A 24,978-nucleotide genomic window follows, 5' to 3' on the forward strand; every position below is an offset into this window, starting at 1 on the left:
TACTCGCTGGAGTAGATGGTCTTATTTGTGTACTATCCAGGATATTTTCAATCGATTCGTTTGAGGAGGATTGTACAACTATCCGGAAATCGGTATCATGAGGGAGGACAGTGAAGCAGACAGCTTCAATCATTTCAGGGGATAGAAGGAGCGAACGTCGATGTACAATCAATTGTCATGGAAAGTAGGCGGTCAGCAGGGGGAAGGGATCGAATCAACAGGTGAGATCTTTGCCATTGCCCTGAACCGCTTAGGTTATTACTTATATGGATACCGCCATTTTTCTTCACGGATCAAAGGGGGTCACACGAACAATAAGATTCGTGTCGCAACACACGAAGTCCGGACCGTTGCCGACGATCTGGATATTTTAGTCGCCTTTGACCAAGAAACGATCGACGTCAATTTCCATGAATTGCGTCAAGGGGCGATCATCATCGCCGATGCGAAATTTAATCCGACCAATCCCGATCAGACGCGGGCCGTGCTCTATCCGATTCCCTTTACGGAAATTGCGGCAGGACTTGGGACGTCACTGATGAAGAACATGGTCGCAATCGGAGCATCGAGTGCGATTCTCGGCATCGATCCGGAACGTTTCCAAGCGGTCGTCGAACAGATTTTTGGTCGGAAAGGACCCGAGATGGTCGAAAAGAACTTATCCGCGATCCGAGAAGGCGCAGCTGCGTTTGAAGCGATGGCAGCGACGTCCGAACGCTTTATTTTAGATCCGGCCGATGGACAGCAACGGATGTTCATGATTGGCAACGATGCGATTGCGCTTGGTGCGGTTGCAGGCGGGGCTCGTCTGATGGCAGCGTATCCGATTACCCCATCGTCTGAAATCATGGAGTACTTAATCAAAAAATTACCACAATTCGGCGGGACCGTCGTTCAGACGGAAGACGAACTCGCAGCTGTCACGATGGCGATCGGGGCCAACTATGCCGGCGTCCGTGCCTTGACGGCGTCGGCTGGACCAGGACTGTCCTTGATGGCAGAAGCAATCGGATTGTCCGGGATGACGGAGACACCACTCGTCATCATCGACACACAACGCGGAGGACCATCGACAGGACTACCGACGAAACAGGAACAATCGGATTTGATGGCGATGATTTATAGTACGCACGGGGAGATTCCGAAAGTCGTCCTGGCGCCGTCGACGGTCGAGGAGGCATTTTATGATGCGGCGGAAGCCTTCAACATCGCGGAAGAGTATCAATGCCCGGTCATTCTCTTGACGGACTTGATGTTGTCGCTCGGTAAACAATCCGTCGAACCGCTTGATGTCAATCGGGTCGAAATCCGGCGCGGGAAGTTGATTTCAGGCGAGCTGCCGGAACTTGAAGGCAAAGCCTATTTCAAACGGTATGAAGTGACGGAAGACGGAATCAGTCCGCGCGTCGTACCGGGAACGAAACACGGGATTCATCACGTGACCGGTGTCGAACATAACGAAGAAGGTCGTCCGTCGGAAGCGACGAAAAACCGAGTCGATCAGATGACGAAACGTCTTCGGAAGTTGAATCAGTTCCGCCTGAAGGATGCGGTACTCGTGACCGAGCAACATGCGAAGCCGGATATCCTGTTCGTCGGCTTCAACTCGACACGTGGAACGATCGAGGAAGTGATGCCGCGTCTGGAAGAACAAGGTGTTCATGTCGATCATCTGCATATCCGTCAGATGCATCCGTTCCCAAGTGAACTGGTCCGTCCGCATCTTGAACGGGCCAAACAAGTCGTCGTCGTCGAATATAATGCGACGGGACAACTCGCGAAATTAATCCAGATGAACTGTGGGTTTGCAGAAAAGATCGAACATATTTTAAAATTCAACGGCGATCCGTTCTATCCGGCAGAAGTGGTCGAACAAGTCGTCGCAGGAGGGATTTTCCATGGCAACATTTAAAGACTTCAGAAACGATGTCAAACCAAACTGGTGTCCCGGTTGTGGCGACTTTTCAATTCAGGCGGCGATTCAGCGGGCTGTCGCGAACGTCGGGCTCGAACCGGAGGAACTGGCCTTGATTTCCGGAATCGGCTGTTCTGGACGGATTTCCGGCTACATCAACACATATGGTTTTCATGGTGTTCACGGTCGGTCGTTACCAATCGCCCAAGGAGTCAAGATGGCCAACCGTGAATTGACGGTGATTGCTTCCGGTGGAGATGGAGATGGTTTTGCGATCGGGATGGGACATACGATCCATGCCTTTAAACGAAATGTCGATATGACGTATATCGTGATGGACAACCAAATCTACGGTTTGACGAAGGGGCAGACGTCACCAACGTCTGCACTGGGATTCAAGACGAAATCGACACCAAAAGGATCGATTGAAAAAAGTGTCTCACCGGTCGAGCTTGCTTTGACGGCAGGCGCGACGTTTGTCGCCCAAAGTTTTTCAAATGACTTAAAAGGGCTGACGAGCTTGATCGAACAGGCGACGCAACATAAAGGATTTGCTTTCATCAACGTGTTTAGTCCGTGTGTCACGTTTAATAAAGTCAATACGTACGACTGGTTCAAACAGAATTTGACGAAACTGGATGATCTTGAAAACTATGACGCAACTGATCTCGATCTCGCGAAACGGGTTGTCCATGAGCACAATGGTCTTGTCATGGGACTGATTTACCAGGATGATTCACGTCCAGATTATCAGTCGCAAATCGATGGATACGCGGATCAGGGGCTGACATTTGCCGATCTTGACATGAATGAAGAAACATTTGGTAAACTTGCCGCCGAATTCATGTAAACTAGAGTGGAATGATTGTTTGGTTATTTGGGGATGCTCAATACTTGGTCATTACCGATCAGAGAAACAGGTAAGGCCTACGAAGGAGTCGGGGAATGATGACAAAATTAGTGACAGCTGTAGAGGATACGACGAAGGTGAAAACGATGCGGGCGCTTGTGAAGGAAGAACGTGGGTTTGGCGCCGTCTTAAAAGAAGTCGCCGTCCCAACACCGAACCGGGGCGAAGTGTTGATCCGGGTCGAAGCGACATCAATCTGCGGGACGGATGTCCACATCTACGAATGGGATGCTTGGGCGGCGTCACGCGTCAATCCGCCCTATGTCTTCGGACATGAGTTTTCAGGCGAAGTCGTGGAGCTGGGGGAAGGGACAAAACGTCTGAAACTCGGTGACCGGGTCTCGGCTGAGACGCATATCGTCTGTCATCAATGTAAACAATGTTTACGCGGGCAATACCATATTTGTAAAAACACAAAAATTATCGGCGTCGATACGCAAGGCTGTTTCGCCGAGTACGTCGTCATGCCGGAAGAAAACCTCTGGGTCAATCCGGAAGATATGCCAGCCGGCATCGCGTCGATTCAAGAGCCGATGGGCAATGCCGTCCATACGGTGCTCGCCAGTGACGTCAGTGCCAAGACGGTGGCAATCGTTGGTTGCGGTCCAATCGGGTTGATGGCAGTATCCGTCGCAAAAGCGGCAGGGGCGGCAGAAGTCGTGGCGATTGATGTCAATCCATACCGACTCGAACTTGCGAAGACGATGGGGGCAGATGTCGTCATCGACTCACGTCATGAAGATGTTCTTGAACGCGTCCGGATGATGACCGACGGCGACGGCATTGATGTCGTCTGCGAAATGAGCGGTCATCCGGTCGCCATCGGTCAAGCATTCGAGATGGTGACGGCAGGCGGAGATGTCAATATCTTGAGTCTGCCGGTCAAACCGGTCGAAATCGATTTGACGAACCATGTCGTTTTCAAAGGAGTCCGCGTTCAGGGGATTACCGGACGGAAGATGTATGAGACATGGAGTCAGGTGTCTGCCTTCTTGTCGAGCGGAAAAGTCGATGTGAAGCCGTTGATCACTCATACGTTACCACTCGAACGGTTTGAAGAAGGATTCGAATTGATGCGACAAGGGAAATGTGGAAAGGTCGTACTACAACCAAGGGGGACGAATTGATGGGTTTTGAGCATTTACGGACAGAATTAGAAGAAATGAAACAAGCGGGGACGTTCCGCGAACTCGTGGCGCTTGAAAGTGCCCAGCATAACCGGGTGACGGTAAACGGGAAAGAATTGATTCAATTGTCGTCAAATAACTATCTCGGACTGGCAGCGCATCCGCGTCTCGCTAAGCGGGCTGCCGACGCAGCACTGGAATTTGGTGCCGGTACGGGATCGGTCCGGACGATTGCCGGAACACTCGAGATGCACCAAGCGTTCGAACGGGAGCTTGCGACGTTCAAACATACGGAAGCAGCGCTCGTCTTCCAATCGGGATTCGCGACGAATCTCGGTGTGTTGTCTGCCTTGCTCGGACCGGAGGATGTCGTCATTTCCGACGCCTTGAATCATGCCTCAATCATCGACGGAATCCGTCTGACGAAAGCGAAACGCCGTATCTATAATCATGTGGATCTTGCGGACTTGGAAGCGGCTCTGCAGGAAACACAGGACGCGCGGACACGTCTCGTCGTAACGGACGGTGTCTTCTCGATGGACGGTAACATTGCACCACTCCCGGAAATCGTTGAACTGGCTGAAAAATATGATGCCCTCGTCATGGTCGATGATGCCCATGCATCTGGCGTTCTCGGAAAAAGTGGTCGCGGAACCGTCAATCACTTCGGACTCGACGGACGGGTCGCGTTGCAAGTCGGGACGCTTTCAAAAGCGATTGGTGTTCTCGGCGGATATGTCGCGTGCGAACAGCATGTCAAAGACTATCTGATCCATAAAGGCCGTCCGTTCCTCTTCTCGACGTCCCATCCACCGGCTGTCGTCGAAGCGAACCGCGAAGCACTCCGCGTCATGGAAGAAGAAACGGAACTGTTTGACCGTCTCTGGGAAAACACGGAATTCTTCAAGCACGGATTACGGGAACTCGGTTTTAATATCGGCACATCCACGACGCCGATCACACCGGTCATCGTCGGTGACGAAGCATTATGCCATCAGCTGTCAGACCGTCTGCGTCAACACGGTGTCTTTGCGCAAGGGATTGCCTTCCCGACGGTCGCAAAAGGAAAAGCACGTGTCCGGACAATCGTCACGGCGGAACACACACGCGAGGACTTGGAACAAGCGCTTGAAGCCTTTAAGCAAGTGGGCCAAGAGTTGAAGTTGATTTAACAAAAACGAATCAGGTTTTTACATGTAACGGTACACGAAGAAGGGGCTGACTCAAAAAGGAATCACTCGTTCTTTCACGCACTTTCCTCAGGCGAGACACAAGCCAGCTTTCCTGCCTCATTGAGGCAGAAAAGCGGGTCTTGTCTGTCTCTGACAGCGCAAAAAATGGCGCTTTTTCCTGTAGGAGTTGCGTGAAGTGAACTGCTCCCCGTCAAGTAGACAGTGTAAATAATTAAAACTCACTCAAGCGGCTTTTGTCCTGAATTCAATAGGACTCAAGCCGTTTAATCGTTTTTGGAAACGCTCGTTGTTATAGAAATATATATAAGCTTCGATGTACGATTTCAGCTCTTCGTAGGCTTGAAAATCACGCAAATAATACATCTCTGACTTCAACGTACCCCAAAAACTCTCGATTGGGGCATTGTCGAGACAACGTCCCACTCGGGACATGCTATGTGTCAGATTTGCGTCTTCAATCATTGTCTTAAATCCTCGTGATGTATATTGATTGCCACGATCGCTATGAATCATTGGAATTGCCCCTGGCGGGAGTTGGGTGATCGCTGGAATCAACGTCTGAAAGACGAGTATACTGTTGTTGGACTTTCCAATCCGATAGGAGACAATGGAACCGTCATACAAATCGATAATGGCACTCAAATAGGCCTTTTTTCCAACTCCATATTTGAACTCGGTGATATCCGTACACCATTTTTCATCTCGCCTAGAAGCACTAAAATCACGATTCATCAAGTTCTCTGCTGTATGTTGTGGTGTAGATTTCTTATGACCCTTTCGCTTCTGTCGGATGATCGACTTGATGTCATGAATACGCATCAAACGATGGATCCGTTTTTCGTTGTAGACAGGAAGATTATCTTCTCGGCGGCGGCGATTGATTGTCATCGTGATCCGACGGTATCCGTAGATCCCTCTCACTTGATCGTACAGTACTCGGATATCCTCTAGGAGGGTCTGGTTCTCTCGGTCACGCACCGACACGGTGCGGTTCAACCATTTATAATAAGCGGCACGTGAGACCTGTGCGATTTCACAGAGTAACACGATGGATGATGCTTCTTCTATCGCTAGTTCGTAGATGGCGACATATCGTCGTTGTAGCCGAATCTGACTGATTAATTCCTCCTCTCGATCTCCTTCAACTTTTTTAGGAACAGATTTTCAATACGAAGACGTTCGATCTCCCGTTCCATCTGCTGGAGACGACGCGTTAATCGTTCCGCCTCAGTCAGCTCTTCCTCCTGCTTCGTCCGCCCGCGTCGATCTTCGAGCCCCTCCATACCGTCGACATCATATTTTTTCATCCATCCATAGACTTGATGATAGGCGACATCAAATATCACGGATGTCTGTTTGTAGTTTCGTCCGTTTTGGAGACAATATTCGATTATTTCAATCCGTTCCTCTAAAGTTGTCTGTCTGCCTTTTGTCATAGCTTTAACCGCCTCTTTTCTAGAGTCTTTTAATTCGCTATGACTAGTATACTTTTTGATCCATCCATAAAAAACAGATGTGCTACTAATTTGATATTTTGAGAGGACTTCAAGCGCTGTAAACCCGTGTTCGAGATAATCACGGACAGCTGCTTGCTTTAGCTCTTTCGTATAGATTTTCAATGAAGAAGATTCCTCGAAAGAAGCCACTCCACCTGAATGCAACCGTGCCTTCCAACGCTCTAACGTACTCCTAGAGACCCGATGGGTCTTACACACTTCCTGGACCGTATACTTATTGGATGCAAGCATTCGGAGTGCCTCTAATTTTTGTTCAACGGAATGCTTAGTTCTTGTCATAAAAAAGACCCCCCTAATAGAAAAACAGATTGTTTATTTCATCTGTCTACCTATTGGGGAGCATATCAAAGGGAGTGATTCTTTTTTAAATCAAACAAGGGTGGCAGATTTATAATCTGCTACCCTTGTCTTTGTAGAGACTAACTTTTGAGTCAGCCCCTTCTTTTGATTGTTGTTTTTAAAGCAATTTCGGTTTAATAGACAGCAATCGGGCCATACGGTCCGTCGATGATCTCAAGGTTTGTCTCAAAGATGTCCGAAAGTGTTTCGGCAACCATGATTTCCTTGACGGTTCCAAATGCAGCGACTTGTCCATGTTTCATGGCGCAGATATGGTCCGAATATTTAGCAGCGAAATTAATATCATGTAATACGGTAACGATGGTCCGTCCCAGTTCATCTGCGACATGGCGAAGGTACCCCATCATCTGAACGGATCGTGCGATGTCAAGGTTGTTGAGCGGTTCATCCAGTAGGACATAGTCCGTCTCTTGGCAAAGGACCATCGCCACGTAGGCACGTTGACGCTGTCCACCCGAGAGTTCGTCAAGATATCGATTCTCAAGCTGTGTCAAATCGAGAAAATCGATATATTTGGAAATGATGGCTTCATCTTCTGGGGTCAATCGTCCTTGCGAGTAGGGAAAACGGCCAAATCCGACCAATTGACGAACGGTCAGTCGGGTCACGAAATGATTTTCCTGACGAAGAATCGTGATGATTTTCGCCAAATCCTTTGATTTTGTACTCGAGACATCCATTCCCGCGACTTGGATGTGTCCTTCGTCGAGGTTCAACAGGCGGCCGATCATCATCAGCGTCGTGGACTTACCTGCTCCATTCGGTCCGATGAGCGCAGTAAGACCGGCTTTTGGGATCTCGAGCTCGATAGGACCGATTTGGACATGATCTGTATACGATTTTTTGACGTGTTCTAATTTAATCATAGGGACCTCTTTCTTAATAACACCGCTAAGAAAATCATACCGCCGAATAGCTCGATTATGACGGAGACCACGCTCGGTGCATTGAAAATATGATACATGAAAAAATAGGCGCTCGTCAGAACGAGGAAGCCGATTGAAAATGCCATCGGCAAGACATACTTATGATCGTACGTGGATGCGACCTGATAACTAAGCGTGGCCACTAAAAAACCGAAAAACGTCAAAGGACCGATCAGCGCTGTCGACATCGACATAAGCAAGGAAATTAGAACCAGTATATAGATGATGCTTCTGCGGTGATTCACCCCAAACGATGTCGCGACGTCTTTCCCGAGGGCGATGACATTAAGCCGATTGGCCGACAGCAACAACAATACGCTGACGACGATGACGACCGGAATCACGATTGGAAAATAAGCAGCATCGGCATTCGTCACCGAACCGAACAGTCGGGCTTGAAGGATATCGAACTCAGATGGCGCGAGCATCCGTCTCATGAAGGTCGAGAGCGAATTGAGCCCGGTGCCGAGGATGATTCCGATCAGGAGCATGAGCTGCAAATTCGCGTATTTTCCGGATAAGAGCCAGCCGTACAACAGTAAGCTCATGACCAGCATGATGGCGACTTGCGTCAAGAAGGCTCCCGTCCCTGTGAAACCAATCAAAGCTCCGGCACCGAAGAAAAAGATCATCGACGTTTGAATCGTCGAATAGAGTGCATCGAACCCGAGAAGTGACGGGGTGATGATGCGGTTGTTGGTGACCGAATGGAATGCGACGGTCGCAAGACTTTGACAGAGCGCCGCGATTGCCATCGTCACGATGGCGGTGATCCGCCGTTCGACGACCGGCCAGAAGGAGGGCGACTGGAACGGAACCGGATTGTTGTAGACGAGGAGACCAAACGAACAAAGGAGTCCACCGAAGAGAAAGAGGCAAAGCAACATCCAGTAGCGTCGCTCCAATCGCTTCGATTGGAATGCCGAAGCGTTCCGATCGGTTGTATGAGACGTCGTACGTTCACGTTCATAGATCGCTGGTTTTGGTTCCGTGATCAAACTCATCGAACTCCTCCTCTTGTTCGTTGTCGTAATAAAATGATAATGAAGACAGCCGCTCCGACCGTCCCGAGAATAAGTGAAACGGGTAATTCAAACGGTTTAATGAGCGTGCGTGAAATCAGATCACTGACGAGGATCGTTCCCATCCCGATGACGCATACCCATGGCAGGTTACTTCGGAGATCGTCCCCGCGCATCATGGAGACGAGATTCGGTACGATCAGACCCAAAAACGGTAAGTTCCCGATCACCGTTGCGACGATTCCGACCGACAAGGCAATCAATCCTGTTGCTAGCATCATCAGACGGTTGTAGTTGATTCCGAGGCTGGTGGCGATATCTTCACCGAGACCAACTAACGTCAGCCGGTTGGCAAGAAAAAAGATACAGATCGTGACACCGATGATGATCCACAGGTATTCGTAACGCCCCACTTGAATCGAGGCAAACGATCCGACGAACCATCCTTCCAGTGCTTGACTCGCCCGAAAAAACAACCCGAGGAATGTGGAGATGGCGGAGATGACAGCACCGAGCATGAGTCCGATGATGGGAACAATCAGCGAAGAACGTAGTTTAACCGATCGCAGGAACCAAAAGAAGACCATCGTTCCGATAAACGCGAAGACGATGGCACCCGTCATGCGCATCATGAGCGTCGGTGCGGGCACAAGCAGATAAACGGTCAAAAGACCAAGTCCTGCCCATTCAATGGTTCCTGTTGTCGTCGGTTCTACGAGGCGGTTCTGGGTGATCAGTTGCATGACGAGCCCGGCCATTGCCATGGCTGCACCCGTCAGCATGAGCGCCAGGGTCCTTGGAACACGTGTAATCCAAAACATATCAAAGTCGTTCGCTTTTCCGCTCAATTCATAGACTCCGGTAAACAAGGAAGCGACGGCAAGGAGGAGGATGATCAGCACCGCTATGACAAACGACGGGGTCCAAACGACAGAAAAGGAAGGTCGAGCGTTCTGCTCAACGCTTCCATTTACTTGTCGTAGCTTAAACTGCTCCATTTACTTCACGAGCGCTTCCGACACGTCTTGGAAAAACTCTGAATAGGTCTGAATCGATTCATTTAAATACATGTCTTTTGGTGTGTAAACAATACGATCCTCTTTAACAGCCGTTGTTTTTTGAAGAGCAGGTGCACGATCGATGACGTCTTCCGCTGGAACAGCACCTTCCGCATCACCAAGCGGCGCGTCGCGATCCAAGACGAGCAGCCAGTCCGGATTGCTTTGCGCGATGGCTTCCACGGAAACTTCATCTCCTTGATCGTTCCCTGAGTTCTGTTTGACCTCAAGTGCCGGTTTCCATCCGAATATGTCATACATCGGTCCGAAGACACGGCCACTCATCGGAGCCGAGAAACCGATATCTCCACCTGAGACGATGACGGACATGATGCTGTCGTTTCCGTTATATGATTTTTTTACATCCGTGATGGATTGTTCGAATGTCGTTACGAGTTGTTCTGCCTCTTTTTCCTTGGCAAAGATTTGCCCAAGCGTTTGCGTCGTATCTTCGAGACCCTTGACCAACAGTTCACCTGGAGTACCCGAATTTTCAGGTAGCTTGACATCCAAATCGATGACAGCGGCTTCCGGGACTAATTTTTTAATGTCGTCGTAGTAGTCAGCGAAGCGTTGTCCGACGATGACCACATCCGGGTCAACACCAGCAATGGCTTCTAAGTTTGGTTCAAAATGCATCCCGACGTCGACGATATCTTTGTCTTTGGCATAAGGCGATTCAGCCGGTAATAAGCCAACCGGGGCTGCAGCGAGCTCGACATCCCAGGCGGCCAGTGTCTCGAACGTTCGGTTATCGAGTGCCACCACTTTCTCCGGGTTGACCGGTACCTTGATCGTACCGTGCGCGTCAGTAATTTCTACCATCTTAGACGTGTTGGCTTCTCCGTCCTTTGTTGTGTTTGCTTCGTTCGCAGTCCCACATGCCGCAAGTAAAACGGCGAGCGAACTCATGATAACGGATGTCTTCAATTTTCCCACTATGTTTCATCTCCTTTTTCGTGTAGCAATGCATCTCAGTGGATCAACCATGTTACGTCTCGAGATTATGTATAAGTCTCTAACAAGATTCGTAAACATTATTGATAATGATTATCATTGTCATCTTCAAGGGAAATGATAACAAACAAAATCTGAATGTGCAATGACAATTTTAGTGCAATATGCCTGTTCATTTTTTTATTTGACGAATTGTAATATTAAGTGCAACACCTGACGGAAAACACAAAAAGCCCATAACGGCCTCGTGTAGAATGGAGTTACCACACCACATTCAACGGAGGATTTGTTATGAGCTATATTCATCTTACCACATCAGAAAGAGTCAAAATAGAAACGTATCTCGATTTAGGTTTATCCGTCCGAAAGATTGCGGGACGCCTGGGGCGTCAACCTTCTACGATTTCACGAGAATTAAAACGAAACCCTTACTATGATGCTTCTTGTGCTGACCAGCGTTATGTTGAGCGCAAAAAGAAGTGCGGTGCACGGACGAAGTTCACGCTAGAAAAAGGAGTTCGTATCCTCGAAAAGTTACGCGAGACATGGTCGCCTGAACAGATTGCCGGACGTTTATTCCAAGAAGAAGGACTATCCTTCAAGACAATTTATCGCTGGATCTATACGGGCCTCGTCGAGACCAATTCTAGTTTTCTTCGCCAAAAGGGAAAGCGTCAGAAACCACGTGAGACGCGTGGACGCTTCAATGTCGGATTACCAATCAGTAAACGTCCAGCCGACGTCAAAGGGCGCCAAACGTTTGGACATTGGGAGCTGGATACTGTCGTCTCAGCCAGAGGGAAATCCAAGGCATGTGTCGCAACGTTCGTCGAGCGAAAGAGCCGTTTCTATCTCGCTGTGCCGATGGAGGATCGGTCCGCTGCCTCGATGGAGTCAGCGATTAAAGCATTGCATCTCTACTTCCCGTCGGGAACGTTTCAAACCGCGACGACAGATCGTGGAAAAGAGTTTAGCTGTCATGAACGAATTCGTGAAACGTTAGGCGTACCGATGTATTTTGCGGATCCGTATTCTTCTTGGCAACGTGGAAGTAACGAGAACGCCAATGGTCTTCTCCGTGAATTTTTCCCGAAGGGGACGGATTTCGGAAAGGTCAGTCGTTCTGAACTCGCTCAAGCGCTCGCCTGGATCAATGGGAGACCACGGAAATGTCTCAACTGGAAAACTGCATACGAGGTCTTCTCGGAAGAAGTGTTGCACTTAATTTGACAAACCGTCATTTCTATAAAATATATAAAAATAACAATAGACAATTTATTTTTTAAGAAACTATTTTGATGAACAATGGACATACAGGTCATCTTGGACAATTTGGTGTGTGGGTTAGTAAATTTTGAGAAAAAGATTAGATTCCAGGTAAACTGTTACATTTTTTTAGACAATTTGATTCACCCGCGTAATCAATTGTAAGATAGGGAAAAGAGGACAAGATAAAGAGAAAGGGCGTGTGACGGTTTGAGCAGTATCAGAAAAAAACTAATTGTTCTGTCGTTCGTCTTGATGGCAACCTTACTCGGAGGATGTATTCGGATTCAATATGACGCTACGGTTCACACGGATCAAAGTGTGACGTTAAAAACGACGTACGCGGCAAAAGAACATCCTGTCGCACGATTACTCAATTTAAATCCGGACTGGAAGACGTATGTCAAACAGGCGGAGGAAAATGGCTACGCGGCAGAGACCTTCAAGACGCAGGATGATTATGAAGGAATTCGGATGGAAAAGAAGTTTGCCAAATTCGAGGATTTAGCGACGATCAAAGATGAATGGAAAACGGGGATCGGGGGGATTTTGATTCCACCTGATACGACATACGAGGTTAAGACGGAAGAGGGTTTTTGGTTTAATACGTACCGGTTAGATACGAACATCGATCTCAGTATTGATCGTCTGAATATCAAAGGCTATCAACCGACAGGACAAGTCAAGAAACTAGCGGATCGTTATATCCGTCAGGCCGATGTCGAAATCAATTTACATGGACCTAAAGTGATCGGGTTACAAAATGGAGAGAACATCGACTGGTCGAACTATAACAATGTCTCCTGGAAATTGTACGGGACAAAAGCCAATCAGTTGCAACTGATTGCCTATGTGCCAAATCCGACCGGCTGGATCATTACTGGTGTCGTCCTGTTGATTGGATTCGGGTTATTGATGTTCTGGGTCATTCACCATGTCCGGAAATTACGGCGGAAACAATTGCAGACAATCGGGATTTCACTCCTCGTCTGCCTGATTGTCGGAGGAGGAGCTTGGTGGATTTTTGCCGATGAGACATCAAGTGCACCACCACCGACAAAACAAATCGTCACGAAGCAGGCCGGTGAAATTACGCCTACGTTCATGGTCCACGGCTTGTTTGGGACGGAGCGGACGTTTTTACCGATGATTGAAAACTTCACAAAAAACAAGTTGGCGGACGACGGTGGGCGTTGTGATGTCTCGCGAGCGGGGAAGGTGACATGCAGTGTCAAACCGTCGACGACGGGATATCCGCTCGTTCGGATTATCTTTGCAGACGATGAAGCAAGTCTGCTCAATCAACAGAAGTGGCTTAGTGCGGCAATCGATCAATATGACCGTCAGCAAAAAGCCACCTTTACCGATGTTCAGCTTGTCGGTCACAGTATGGGAGGCGTTGATGTCGTCGCCTATACGTTAAAAGAAGACCTTCCGTACCAGGTCCGAAAACTCGTCACGCTCGATGCGCCGATCAGTGGATCGGATTATGCGACGCTTGGATTGACACTCGCACCGTTCGGGACGAATACAAACAGTCCGGCGATTCAAGATTTGGCTGAAAACTCAGCGACGATGAAAAATTTGAAGGAGCGATTGGAGACATGGCCCCGCGATGTCCTCGTCTATTCGTTTGGTGCAAAAGGAGGGGACTTCAACTTGATTCCGCTGAAAAGTTCATTTGCGCTGGAAGCCTATACCGATAACATCCAGACAAAATCCTATAAGTATGATCACTTTACGATTCATCGCCGGGAACCGGTCTTTCGCGAAGTCCGTAATTTCTTGTTCAAAGAAAACTTAGTCCTGGAGGAGGAACCATCATGAAACAGATTGCGATTATCGGTGGGGGAATCGCCGGGGTCACGGCTGCCGCTTTGCTCGCGCGTGAAGGGTATAATGTGACACTTTGTGAAGGAAGCCGTGAATGGGGAGGCTCAGCTGGTAAGTTCACCCGTCAATCCTTTACGTACCCCGTCGGTGCGACACTTGGGATGGGGTTTGAACCAGGGGGGATTCATGAGCGTGTGCTCCGACACTTGCAGCTGAAGATTCCGGTCGAAATACTCGATGTCGTCATGACGATTAAGCTCGACGGGCGAGACATCATGTATTACCGGGACCGAACCCAGTTCATTCAGCATCTAAAAGACCAATTCACAGAGCAAGCGACTGCGATCGAAGCCTTTTTTGAGGAAATTGACCGGATCCAGCATCATGTCCATCCGTTGATGCAGGCGTTGCCGGCGTTACCGTTACGAACGATGACGGATGCGCAAATGATTTTAAAAGAAGTCCGTTCGAGTCTTCCGTTAGTGCCTTATCTGACACAGACGATTGGTCATCTTTTACGTAAACATCGACTGGACGGAACGACGTTTGCGCAATTAATCGATGGGATTCTCCTGGATAGTATGCAGACCGGAACGGAAGCCTCGGCGTTACTTGGAGCGGTCGCCTTATCGATTTATCATGACGGCGCCTACTATGTGCCGGGTGGATTGTACAAAGTCGCCGAACAACTGAAAGCATCAGCGGAACGTGACGGGGCAACGGTTTTACTCGGACGAAAGATCGTCTCCATCCGACAAACAGGGGACGGGTTTTTACTCGAAGATCGTCGGGGACGTTTGATTCTTGCCGACGAAGTGATCGGGGCCTTACCGATCGAAGCGATGCACCAGCTCGTCGGATCGTCCTTGCAACCGGCGTTACGTCGCACATATAAACGGCAAGCGGTTCTCTCACAGTGGGCGACGTTTACGTATTATGCCGCGATTCCGGAGACGATCGTCGAGGACGGTACCGCCTTTCGACAAGTCCATGATCCGATCTTACCGTCCGGACATGCCTTCATCTCGTTATCGCAAGCAGGCGACTTGGACCGGGCACCGGATGGATACCGGACGTTGACGATGTCGTGTCATGTACCGATTGACCGGTTTGCCCGGGACGATCAAGGGCAATACGACGACCAAGTCGAGACGATGCAGGGGAAATTCGAGGTCATACTGGAGCAGGAGTTCCCCGGATTTCAAGAACACGCCATTGCACGTTACCCAGGTGGACCAGGAGCATGGGTCCGGTATACGTCACGTCCAAACGGCGGCGTTGGTGGATATCCGCAGTTGCCGTCGACGAGTCTGTTCCGTGCCGCCTCATTTCGAACAGGCATCCCGGGACTGTACATCATTGGGGATACCGTTTTTCCGGGAGCCGGGACAATCGGAGCAACGACATCGGCGATTCATGTCGCGCGTGCACTTGGTGTGAAGATTTAACTGAAAAAATTTGGGGAATGATGAAAGAAGCGGCCGATTGGTCGCTTTTTTTGAAGAACAGGATTATCATTAGGGCGAGACGGGAAGTACATAAGCATGAGCAAAAAAAGAGAGAGAAGGAGTGGACAAGATTGAATCAGTTTGAGGACAAGTGCCAAAGCTTTATTCAAGAACGGCGGCCGGAAGTCGGGCCGATTATTTTCACGACTGCCCGCACGTTCATCAATGCCCGTGGATTGAGTGTCTATGAACGTGTTTATCAAGGAAAAGAAGAAGTCCGGTTAGCTTTTGTCGAACAGACGGCAGGACATCAAGTCGTTTCGTTAATGGAAAATACATTCGGAAACGGGCTCGTCTACTTTGTTTCGACAGCGACAGCAACATGGGACGGCGAACAGTTTGGGGAATTTACGTTCTAACTACATAACAAGTCCCAGTCCGGATGTGACTGGGACTCTTTTCTGCCGAAACTTGTATCCGTTTCTCGACGTATACGAGATATGAGGAAATCAGCTCGCGAGAAGGAGGAACCATCTTGCAACAACCTGCATCTACACCCAAGTCATCGACCCGGCGTCTAGCGACCGTGTCCTTGATTTTTATGGCAGTCGGCTTCATCGCCTCGTTGCCTTTTAAAGAAAACAACTGGATCTTTTGGTTGCAAAGCGGATTTGAGGCAGGCCTTGTCGGGGGGATTGCCGACTGGTTTGCGATCACCGCACTGTTTCGTCATCCACTGGGTCTAAAGATTCCCCATACGAATTTATTACCGAAGAACCGGGAACGGGTCATCGAATCGATCGTCCAGATGTTAGAAAAAGATTTACTGAATAAAGAAAGTATCGTCGAGAAGCTTCGTCATATGACGCTTGCTGATCGGTTCATCAAGTTGCTCCGGTCAATTGTTTTGTTGCCTGCCTTTCGGGCGACGGTGACAGAACTATTGCTTGGTATTTTGCATAAACTTCCGCGAGAAGCGATTCTTAAGGTCGTCGATGACCGGATTTCCGGGACGATCAAAGCGTACCCGTCAAAACGATTAGCAGAACGCTTGGTCGAGTTGAACGAAGAACGACGGCTTGATGAACTGGCAATTGATCAGCTGCTCGGTTACGGGCAACGGTTGCTTGAAGATCCGGTCATCCGGGATCAGATCGGCCGTTTGGCGTATCACGCGATGATTGATCAGGAAAAAAATACGTTTTTACGGGTCACGGCGAAAACCGTTCAAAAAGTCTATTCCGAAGAACGACTGAGTCTTGTCATTCAGTCAGTCCTACTCAGTGTGATTCAGGATATGAAGCAAGTGCATCACCCGAATCGTCTGGCCATTCTCGATCATCTGCGTCGAAATTTAATTCAGTTGACGCAAGACGAGGACCGTTTAGCAAAAATTGACCAATGGAAAGAAACGGAAGTCGATCGTTTCGATTTCAATCCTGTCTTACACCGGGCCTATACGGCAGGCATCACTGAATTGAAGACATATCTCGTCTCGGACGCGTTTTGGGAAGGTCGAGCCTTACCGCTGATGAACCAAGCGTTAGACGAATGGGATCAGCATCCGACGTTCAAAGAAGAAAGTGATCGTTGGATGAAAAATCAGCTTGTCCGGTTTGTCGATCAAAACCACCAAAAAATCGGAGGATTGGTCCGAGAAAACCTAAACCGTTTTGATACGGAAACGTTAATTCATATGATTGAAGATAAAGTGGGCAATGATTTGCAATGGATTCGGGTCAACGGTGCGATTTGTGGATTTTTCATCGGTTTGATTCTGGGAGGAATCAAATTATTCATCGGTTGAAGGAGGTGTGATCTGATGTGGCAGGAAAAAATCGTCATGCAGGACGCGTATGATTTTGACGGGATCCGAAGACGCCTTCGTGGTGATCGGCTTCAAGTCGAGCGTGAGGACCGTCTGCTTGTTCCGGTCCTGGTACCGGAAGGGAAGTTCATCGGCCAGATGGAAGCACTTGATTCACATACACTGCTGTTAGGTGGCGAAGGACCAAAGGAACCGATGTTGCATCAGTTGCGACATCGGTTTCGTCTCGATGTCAGAAATCCGTCACAAGCGTTCATCGGTACGTCGCTCGACGGGATCGTGTGCCGGTTTGGTGCCGAGCGGCTCGTGCTGGATGTGGATCCATTTACGGCATTGATCCGGTCGATCGTCCATCAACAAGTGAATCTTAGCTTTGCACAAGTCTTGACGGAACGACTGTGCCGGGCGTTTGGAACGGATCAAGACGGGGTGATCTTTCCTCCGACCGCGGAAGAATTACGAGACGTCGAACCGGAACAGCTCCGTGCTTTGCAACTCTCCGGAAGAAAAGTGGAATACCTATTAGGGGCAGCTCAGTCCGGCATTGACTTCCGACAGTTGGCGGACGCGTCTGATGCGACGATTGCCGAGACGCTGATTGCCCTGAAGGGAGTCGGACCATGGACCGTTCAAAACGTCTTGATGTTTGGTTATGGGCGGCAAGATCTGTTTCCGGCGTCCGATATTGGCATCTTGCGGGCATTTGAACGATTGCACGGCAATCGGCCGAGTGTCGAAGAAGCCGTGTCGCTCAGTCAAGAATTTGCCCCATACCGTAGTCATGCCGCCTATCTGTTATGGCGGTCAATTGAATAAGGAACTATTCTTGTCACCCCTTGAAGAGAACGGTATAATGAATGCGATAAGAACGAGTCATCGTTCGTAGATATGATAAGCGTAGCGGGTTTACCGCTTCCGATAGAGGGGACGAATGTAGATGTATACAGATGAACAAATCATCGAAAAAGCCAATGAAATCGCAAAAATGATTTCTGAGACTTCAGAGGTCGAACGGTTTAAAGCTGCTGAAGCGAACATCAACGGGAACGAAAAAGTCCAAAAGATGATGAAACAAATCAAGTTTTTGCAAAAAGAAGCGGTCAACTGCCAACACTACGGGAAAACAGAAGCCCTTGCCCGGGTCGAGGCCAAACTCGATAAATTATTTGCAGAGCTCGATGAGATGCCGGTCGTTCAACAATTCCAGGAATCACAAGAAGAAGTCAACGGACTTCTTCAATACGTCACGGTGACGATTTCAAACGGAATTACGGATCAAATCATCGAAGCGACAGATGGCGATGTCTTGGCGGGAAAAACAGGCAGCGGCATGGAAGCAGAAAATAAAAGCGGCGGTTGCGGCTATTAATCAATGAATTGAATTGGAAAAGCCGACGGATTCCCGTCGGCTTTTTACGCGAATGAGGTGAATAACATGGAAGCAGTCCACAATACACCAATGATGAAACAATATTTTTCGATTAAGGCCGACTATCCGGATGCCTTTTTGTTTTATCGGCTAGGTGATTTTTACGAATTATTTTTTGAGGATGCGAAACAAGTCGCACATGAACTGGAATTGACACTGACGGCGAAAAACGGGAAAAACGCCGAACATCCGATTCCAATGTGTGGTGTCCCGCATCACGCAGCGAACGGCTACATCGAGCAATTGATCGAACGGGGATATAAGGTCGCCCTTTGTGATCAAGTCGAAGACCCGAAATTGACGAAGGGACTCGTCAAACGGGAAGTCGTCCAAGTCATTACACCGGGAACGTTGATGTCGTCCTTGACGGAAAAAGAAAACCGCTATCTCGTCGCAGTCGTTGAACAGGACGGACGATTCGGCATCGCCCGCGGCGATGTCTCGACCGGCGAAAGTGCCTTGACGAGTGTTCGGACGCTTGACGCCGTGGCAAAAGAATTAAGCATCATCCTGCCGCGTGAAATCATCGTTACGACAAGCGAACACCGGGCAGCACTCAGCCACTTGCAGATTCCATTGACGGAAAGTACACGCCGGGAAAATCACCCGCATGGTGACCGGGCGATTGATTCGGCACAAGCGGATGCCTTTGCTGTTTTGTATGCCTATATGCACGACACGCAAAAACGTTCATTGGCCCACCTGCAACCGGCGCTTGTCTATGAAGCGGCGGACTTCATGCAACTCGAACCGAATACGGTCAAAAATCTGGAGCTGGTCCGCTCTGCCCGAACCGGGGATAAAAAGGGATCGTTACTTGGTCTGCTCGACGTCACGGGAACAGCGATGGGAGGACGGATGCTCAAGCGTTGGCTGGAAAAACCGCTGTTGTCGAAACAGACGATTTCCGAACGACTTGATGCTGTCGAAGAACTGTTGGCCCATTATTTTGAGCGCCAGCAATTAAAAGAAACGCTGCGGGAAGTCTACGATTTGGAACGTCTCGTCGCTAAGGTGGGGTATGGCACGGCATCGGCGCGTGATCTGGTCCAATTGAAGTCCACGTTACGACTAATTCCGCGGATTCAGGCAGCCCTCGACGAATTATTAAGTGAGCGGCTTGGACAACTGGCGATTGGACTCGATCCGCATGATGCTTTAACTGACTTACTCGACCGGGCCTTCGTTGAGGCACCACCGATTTCTACGAAAGACGGCGGGATGATCCGGACCGGATTTGATCCGGCGCTCGACGAATTATTGGCGGCGTCAAAAGACGGTAAGACGTGGCTTGCGACGCTTGAAGCGAGCGAACGGCAGGCGACCGGTATTAAGACGTTGAAGATCGGTTATAACCGGGTTTTTGGATACTACATCGAAGTGTCGCGGGCCAATGCCAAACTGTTGCCGGAAGGGCGTTATGAACGGAAACAGACGCTTGCGAATGCGGAACGGTACGTGACACCGGAACTGAAAGAGAAGGAAGCATTGATTCTCGGCGCCGAAGAGAAAAGCATCACGCTGGAGTATGAGCTGTTCTGTCAGGTCCGCGATCAAGTCAAAACACAGATTGAAAGTCTGCAACGGGTCAGTCGGCGGATTGCGGAACTCGATGTCCTTGTCGCCTTGGCAGAAATTGCCGAACGGTATGACTACGTCCGTCCTGTCACACTGACCGGTCGGGACGTGACGATTGAAAACGGACGTCATCCGGTCATCGAGACGGTCTTGCCGCGCGGGGAATATGTCGCGAACGGGATCACTCTGAATGAAGACCGGGAAATGCTGTTGATCACGGGACCCAACATGTCCGGTAAGTCGACCTATATGCGTCAGTTCGCCTTGATTGCCTTGTTGCATCAAATCGGGTCGTTTGTCCCGGCAAGTCGGGCCGAGCTACCGGTCTTTGATCAAATTTTCACCCGGATCGGGGCAGCCGACGATCTAGTCAGCGGTCAATCGACCTTCATGGTCGAGATGGTCGAGACCCAGGAAGCATTGACGCGGGCAACGGACCAATCGTTGATTCTCCTTGATGAGATTGGACGAGGGACGTCGACGTATGACGGCATGGCGCTCGCGCAGGCCATCGTCGAACACATCGCGGAGCACGTCGGGGCGAAAACCTTGTTCTCGACCCATTACCATGAATTAACGGTCCTTGAGGACTCGATGCCGCGTCTTGCGAATGTTCATGTCCGGGCCGTCGAACAGGATGGACGGGTCGTCTTCTTACACGAAGTCCGGGACGGAAAAGCCGATCAATCATACGGGATTCATGTCGCGCGACTGGCAGATTTACCGGATGCCTTGATTGCCCGGGCGGAAGTCCTGTTATCTGAATTCGAACAAGCCGATGAACGGATGGTCGTATCACCTAAACAAACGACGGTTCAGGCGGAACCCGTTGATCAACTGAGTCTTTTTGCTGAGCCGGATCCGGTCCGAGAAACCGTCCAGACACTTGATTTAATCAATATGACACCACTTGAAGCATTAAACACGCTGTACCGTCTGCAGGCGGAAGCGAGAAAATAAGGAGGACGTCAGGCATGGGAATCATTCGGGAACTATCCGATTCGCTTGCGAACCGGATTGCGGCAGGTGAGGTCGTCGAACGCCCTGCCTCCGTCGTTAAGGAACTGGTTGAAAATGCACTCGATGCCGGGGCGACACAAATCGATGTCGAACTCGAAGAAGCGGGGATGAAGCGGATGACGATCCGCGACAACGGGCACGGTTTTTATCCGGAAGACGCGGAACTGGCTTTTGTCCGGCACGCGACAAGCAAAATCAAGGATGAACACGATTTGTTCCGAATTAAAACGCTTGGATTCCGGGGCGAAGCCTTGGCTTCGATTGCGTCGGTCAGTAAAGTCACCTTAAAGACGAAACGGGAAGATCAGGAAGGGATTCAGCTGACGCTTGATTGCGGACGCCTGACAGACCGCTCGGCCATCGCCATGAACCGTGGGACGGAACTGACGGTCGAACAATTGTTCTTCAATACACCGGCCCGGCTGAAGTATCTCAAGACGACACATACGGAACTTGCCGCCATCACGGACATTTTGAACCGGGTCGCTTTTGCCCACCCGGACGTCAAATTGTATGCGGTCCATGAAGGGAAAGTCTTGATCCAGACCAATGGTTCGGGTGACGTCCGGCAGGCGCTTGCCAGTGTCTATGGTCATCAGACGATTCAAGGAACACTCGTCGCAACCGGTGCGACGGCCGATTATCAATTGACGTGTCATCTCGTAAAGCCGGAAGTGACACGCGCGTCTAAAAATTACATCACCTTGATCTTAAACGGACGATCGGTCAAAAACTTTGCCCTGACACAAGCGGTTTTGAATGGGTATCATACACTGTTGCCGATTGGTCGTTTTCCGATTGTGGTCATCGAAGTAACGATGGATCCGTTGTTGATTGATGTCAACGTCCACCCGGCGAAGCGAGAAGTCCGTTTGTCGAAGGAAGCGGAACTCTGTCAACTGATTCAGGAAACGATTCGCTTGACGCTCAGTCGGCAGACGTTGATTCCGAAAGTGACGCCGCCGAAACCGAAAAAAGACCCGAGCGCGCAGGGAAAATTAGAATTTTCCTACGTGGCGGAGCCGGTCGAGGAACTGTCTTCCCGGTCGGTCTGGAACTATCCGATCCCGAAACGGACGGAAGCCGGGGATGAGCATGTTCCGTCATCCAACCGGATTCAAAAACCGGACCAATCGATCGAAGTGTCGAACGAGCCGGGACCGGAACAATCAGACGAGCCGGCCGCGACCGGTCCGAAATTTCCGCATCTCGATGTCATCGGACAGCTCCATTCGTCGTATATCGTCTGTGCAGGAGCGGACGGGATGTACCTGATTGATCAGCATGCCGCTCAGGAACGGATTAAATACGAGACGTATAAAGTCATGTTCGGCCGCCCGCTCGAACAGAAGCAACAGCTATTGTTGCCGTACACGTTTGAAATCGCAAGCGATGACATGCGACGGATGGATGAAGTCCTGCCGCTGTTGCGTGATGTCGGGATCGACCTGGAGTCGTTTGGCCCACAAAGTTTCATCGTCCGGGAAGTTCCGACCTGGTTCCCGTCGCATCGGCAGGAAGAAACGATACAGGAATTGATGGATGAAGCCTTGATGAAACGGAAGGTGGATCTCGAAAGTTACCGCGAGGACGCGGCAATCATGATGGCATGTAAAAAATCAATCAAAGCCAATCACCCGCTTAATCATGACATGATGCGGCAGTTGATTGCCGATCTTGCGAAAACCGAGATGCCGTTCACCTGTCCGCATGGCCGACCGGTCATCATCGAATGGACGACGTATGAGCTCGAAAAACTCTTTAAACGAATCATGTGACGAAAGAAGGTTCATCTGTCTTATGACAGGTGTTTCTTCTTTTTTTTGTGGTAGAACAGAAAAAGAAGGCAAGATGGGTGAAAACGATTACTTCAATGAATGTAGCTCATTTCATTGATTGTTCACAAAGTGAGGCGGATAATGAATCCCGAATACGTTAAACAAGGGGAAATCATTATGCGTTCAAAACTATTGTTAAGTGTGACGATTTTACTGCAGATTGTCCTCATCTCCTGTTTCGCCATGATCGGGGACGTTGTGAGTACAGGACTGCAGTTGCCGTTACCGGGAAATATCATCGGATTGATTTTATTGTATCTGGCATTAAAAAGCCGTCTGCTCAAAGTCAGCTACGTGGAGCAGGGGGGACGGTTGCTGTTGCTCGTCATGCCGTTATTTTTTGTGCCGGCATTATCCGGCATTATGGATTACACCGTCTTCATGCGTCAATCCGGTCTTCAAGTACTGGTCATCTTGATCATCAGCAGTCTGTTGACGTTAACGGGCTCGGCTTTCCTCGTCGATCGATTGGCTCGCCGAAAAGAGGAGGTCGATATCCATGAGTGAAGGACTGTTTTGGCTGATATTGACGATTCTGTTGTTTGGCGGCGCTTTTTGGTTGTACCGGACGTTTCCGTTTGTCTGGACGTTACCGATTCTGACGGTGACGGCAGCCGTGATTGTGATTTTATCGCTGAGTGATACGACGCATGCGCGCTACATGTCCGGTGGTCAGTACTTGTCACGGATGTTAGGTCCGGCGATTACGGCGTTTGCGATTCCGTTGTATCAGGTCCGGCATCAGGTCCGGCGGTTTTTACCCGAGATTGCACTGGGGGTCGGCATCGGAACGTTGATTGCACTGACATCCGACTTACTGCTGGGTCTATTGCTACATCTCGAACGGACGACGAACTTGGCGTTGTTACCGAAATCCGTCACTTTACCCGTTGCATTGGCTATTTCGGAACAATCGGGTGGGACGCTCGCTTTGACGGCGACGTTTGTTCTCGTGACAGGATTAGTCGGATCGATTGTCGGACCACGTCTGATGACGGGACTCCGGATTCATCATTTTGTCGGACGTGGCGTCGGTTTGGCCTCGATTGCCCATGTCATGGGCGCGACGAAATCGATGAGTCTCGATCAACGCGAAGGGGCGGTCGGTCTGTTGACGATGATTTTAACGGCAATTCTCGCCAGTGTACTTGCACCCTGGATTATTCAAATTGTATATTAAAGGAAACTCTTTCTGAAAACATTTAAAGGTGGAGAATCCGGACGATGATTATTTGGATCAATGGAACATTTGGTGTCGGTAAAACGACGGCTGCCCGTGGATTACAGAAGCGAATTAAAGGATCACATCTGTTTGACCCTGAGTTGACAGGTCAACTGTTGCGGCGGCAGCTTCCGCAGGAGAACCGAACAGACGATTTTCAAGATGAGCCGCTCTGGCGCCGGTTGAATCTGCTGTTGCTCGAACAATTAGATCAGACAGCGACCGTCGTGATTGTACCGATGACGTTGACGAATCCCGATTATTTTGAGGAAATCGTGGGGATTTTAAGAACAAAGGGACATCAAGTACGTCACGTGACGTTGATGGCGAGTCCGGAAACCGTCAGACGCCGGTTGCGAAGCCGCTTCGAGCGCGGACAGTCATGGGGCGGTAAACAAGTCGAGACCCGGTTACGTGAATTGAAACATCCGTTTTTCTTAAACCACGTTGATACGGACGGTATGTCAAAACATCAAATCGTTGATGTCATCGGATTATTATGCGATATCCGATTATAGCCGCCTCGCAGGC

Annotated in this window: 21 protein-coding genes; 16 read left to right on the forward strand and 5 right to left on the reverse strand. The window is 49.6% G+C overall.

All coding sequences use genetic code 11. From position 1 onward, the window contains the following. Nucleotides 1–160: 160 nt before the first annotated feature. From P404_RS0114465 to P404_RS0114480, 4 genes are all read left to right on the forward strand, one after another. A complete protein-coding gene (locus tag P404_RS0114465) occupies nt 161–1,912 on the forward strand; it encodes a 2-oxoacid:acceptor oxidoreductase subunit alpha (protein ID WP_014970007.1) in 1,752 nt (583 codons plus the stop codon). Further along, on the forward strand, nt 1,899–2,765 hold the full coding sequence (locus P404_RS0114470; RefSeq protein WP_014970008.1) for a 2-oxoacid:ferredoxin oxidoreductase subunit beta: 867 nt from the start codon (nt 1,899–1,901) through the stop codon (nt 2,763–2,765). Before P404_RS0114465 ends, P404_RS0114470 begins: the two co-directional genes overlap by 14 nt. A gap of 95 nt (nt 2,766–2,860) precedes the next feature. Further along, nucleotides 2,861–3,952 carry an L-threonine 3-dehydrogenase gene (gene tdh, locus P404_RS0114475; RefSeq protein ID WP_014970009.1) on the forward strand — a complete coding sequence of 364 codons (1,092 nt, stop codon included), beginning with the start codon at nt 2,861–2,863 and terminating at the stop codon, nt 3,950–3,952. Further along, the gene (locus P404_RS0114480; RefSeq protein WP_014970010.1) at nt 3,952–5,124 is read left to right on the forward strand and encodes a glycine C-acetyltransferase; all 1,173 of its coding nucleotides are present in this window, start codon (nt 3,952–3,954) and stop codon (nt 5,122–5,124) included. Before tdh ends, P404_RS0114480 begins: the two co-directional genes overlap by 1 nt. Before the next feature lie 243 nt (nt 5,125–5,367). On the opposite strand, the gene P404_RS18290 is transcribed toward P404_RS0114480, so the two are convergent. From P404_RS18290 to P404_RS0114510, 5 genes are all read right to left on the reverse strand, one after another. Then, a protein-coding gene (locus P404_RS18290) for an IS3 family transposase (RefSeq protein WP_150111988.1) occupies nt 5,368–6,941 on the reverse strand; the annotation gives its coding sequence in 2 pieces (ribosomal slippage) (nt 5,368–6,287 and nt 6,287–6,941; 1,575 coding nt in all). Nucleotides 6,942–7,135: 194 nt separating this feature from the next. Next, complete coding sequence (locus P404_RS0114495) at nt 7,136–7,888, reverse strand: iron ABC transporter ATP-binding protein (RefSeq protein WP_014970011.1); 753 nt, start codon at nt 7,886–7,888, stop codon at nt 7,136–7,138. Continuing rightward, a complete protein-coding gene (locus tag P404_RS0114500) occupies nt 7,885–8,952 on the reverse strand; it encodes an iron chelate uptake ABC transporter family permease subunit (RefSeq protein WP_014970012.1) in 1,068 nt (355 codons plus the stop codon). The genes P404_RS0114495 and P404_RS0114500 overlap by 4 nt, the downstream gene beginning before the upstream one ends. Further along, a complete protein-coding gene (locus tag P404_RS0114505) occupies nt 8,949–9,968 on the reverse strand; it encodes an ABC transporter permease (RefSeq protein WP_014970013.1) in 1,020 nt (339 codons plus the stop codon). The genes P404_RS0114500 and P404_RS0114505 overlap by 4 nt, the downstream gene beginning before the upstream one ends. Then, complete coding sequence (locus P404_RS0114510) at nt 9,969–10,940, reverse strand: siderophore ABC transporter substrate-binding protein (RefSeq protein WP_148275207.1); 972 nt, start codon at nt 10,938–10,940, stop codon at nt 9,969–9,971. It abuts the gene before it with no gap. A 336-nt stretch (nt 10,941–11,276) separates the two neighbouring features. Between P404_RS0114510 and P404_RS0114515 the strand changes: the two genes are divergently transcribed. From P404_RS0114515 to P404_RS0114570, 12 genes are all read left to right on the forward strand, one after another. Beyond that, nucleotides 11,277–12,215 carry an IS30 family transposase gene (locus P404_RS0114515; protein WP_026830089.1) on the forward strand — a complete coding sequence of 313 codons (939 nt, stop codon included), beginning with the start codon at nt 11,277–11,279 and terminating at the stop codon, nt 12,213–12,215. A 246-nt stretch (nt 12,216–12,461) separates the two neighbouring features. Beyond that, the gene (locus tag P404_RS0114520) at nt 12,462–14,078 is read left to right on the forward strand and encodes a DUF3153 domain-containing protein (RefSeq protein WP_026831118.1); all 1,617 of its coding nucleotides are present in this window, start codon (nt 12,462–12,464) and stop codon (nt 14,076–14,078) included. Further along, nucleotides 14,075–15,532: a phytoene desaturase family protein gene (locus tag P404_RS0114525; RefSeq protein ID WP_051590523.1), complete on the forward strand. Its 1,458-nt coding sequence runs from the start codon at nt 14,075–14,077 to the stop codon at nt 15,530–15,532. The genes P404_RS0114520 and P404_RS0114525 overlap by 4 nt, the downstream gene beginning before the upstream one ends. 131 nt (nt 15,533–15,663) lie before the next feature. Next, complete coding sequence (locus tag P404_RS0114530) at nt 15,664–15,951, forward strand: hypothetical protein (RefSeq protein WP_041255995.1); 288 nt, start codon at nt 15,664–15,666, stop codon at nt 15,949–15,951. Between the two features lie 116 nt (nt 15,952–16,067). After that, nucleotides 16,068–17,339 (forward strand): DUF445 domain-containing protein, encoded by a 1,272-nt coding sequence (locus P404_RS0114535; RefSeq protein ID WP_026831121.1) that lies wholly within the window; start codon nt 16,068–16,070, stop codon nt 17,337–17,339. Nucleotides 17,340–17,354: 15 nt separating this feature from the next. Then, complete coding sequence (locus P404_RS0114540) at nt 17,355–18,176, forward strand: DNA-3-methyladenine glycosylase family protein (protein ID WP_026831122.1); 822 nt, start codon at nt 17,355–17,357, stop codon at nt 18,174–18,176. Between the two features lie 121 nt (nt 18,177–18,297). Then, nucleotides 18,298–18,729, forward strand: coding sequence for a YlbF/YmcA family competence regulator (locus tag P404_RS0114545; protein ID WP_014970020.1), 432 nt, complete (start codon nt 18,298–18,300; stop codon nt 18,727–18,729). A gap of 66 nt (nt 18,730–18,795) precedes the next feature. Next, complete coding sequence (gene mutS / locus P404_RS0114550; protein WP_026831123.1) at nt 18,796–21,327, forward strand: DNA mismatch repair protein MutS; 2,532 nt, start codon at nt 18,796–18,798, stop codon at nt 21,325–21,327. A gap of 14 nt (nt 21,328–21,341) precedes the next feature. Then, a complete protein-coding gene (gene mutL / locus P404_RS0114555; protein ID WP_026831124.1) occupies nt 21,342–23,165 on the forward strand; it encodes a DNA mismatch repair endonuclease MutL in 1,824 nt (607 codons plus the stop codon). Between the two features lie 177 nt (nt 23,166–23,342). Continuing rightward, complete coding sequence (locus P404_RS0114560; RefSeq protein WP_150111989.1) at nt 23,343–23,732, forward strand: CidA/LrgA family protein; 390 nt, start codon at nt 23,343–23,345, stop codon at nt 23,730–23,732. Beyond that, entirely contained in the window at nt 23,725–24,405 is a 681-nt protein-coding gene (locus tag P404_RS0114565; protein ID WP_014970024.1) for an LrgB family protein, read from the forward strand. Before P404_RS0114560 ends, P404_RS0114565 begins: the two co-directional genes overlap by 8 nt. A 44-nt stretch (nt 24,406–24,449) precedes the next feature. Beyond that, entirely contained in the window at nt 24,450–24,965 is a 516-nt protein-coding gene (locus tag P404_RS0114570; protein ID WP_026831126.1) for an AAA family ATPase, read from the forward strand. The last annotated feature ends 13 nt before the right edge of the window (nt 24,966–24,978 follow it).

The sequence above is a fragment of the Exiguobacterium antarcticum DSM 14480 genome, assembly GCF_000685865.1.
Taxonomy (GTDB): Bacteria; Bacillota; Bacilli; order Exiguobacteriales; family Exiguobacteriaceae; genus Exiguobacterium_A; species Exiguobacterium_A antarcticum.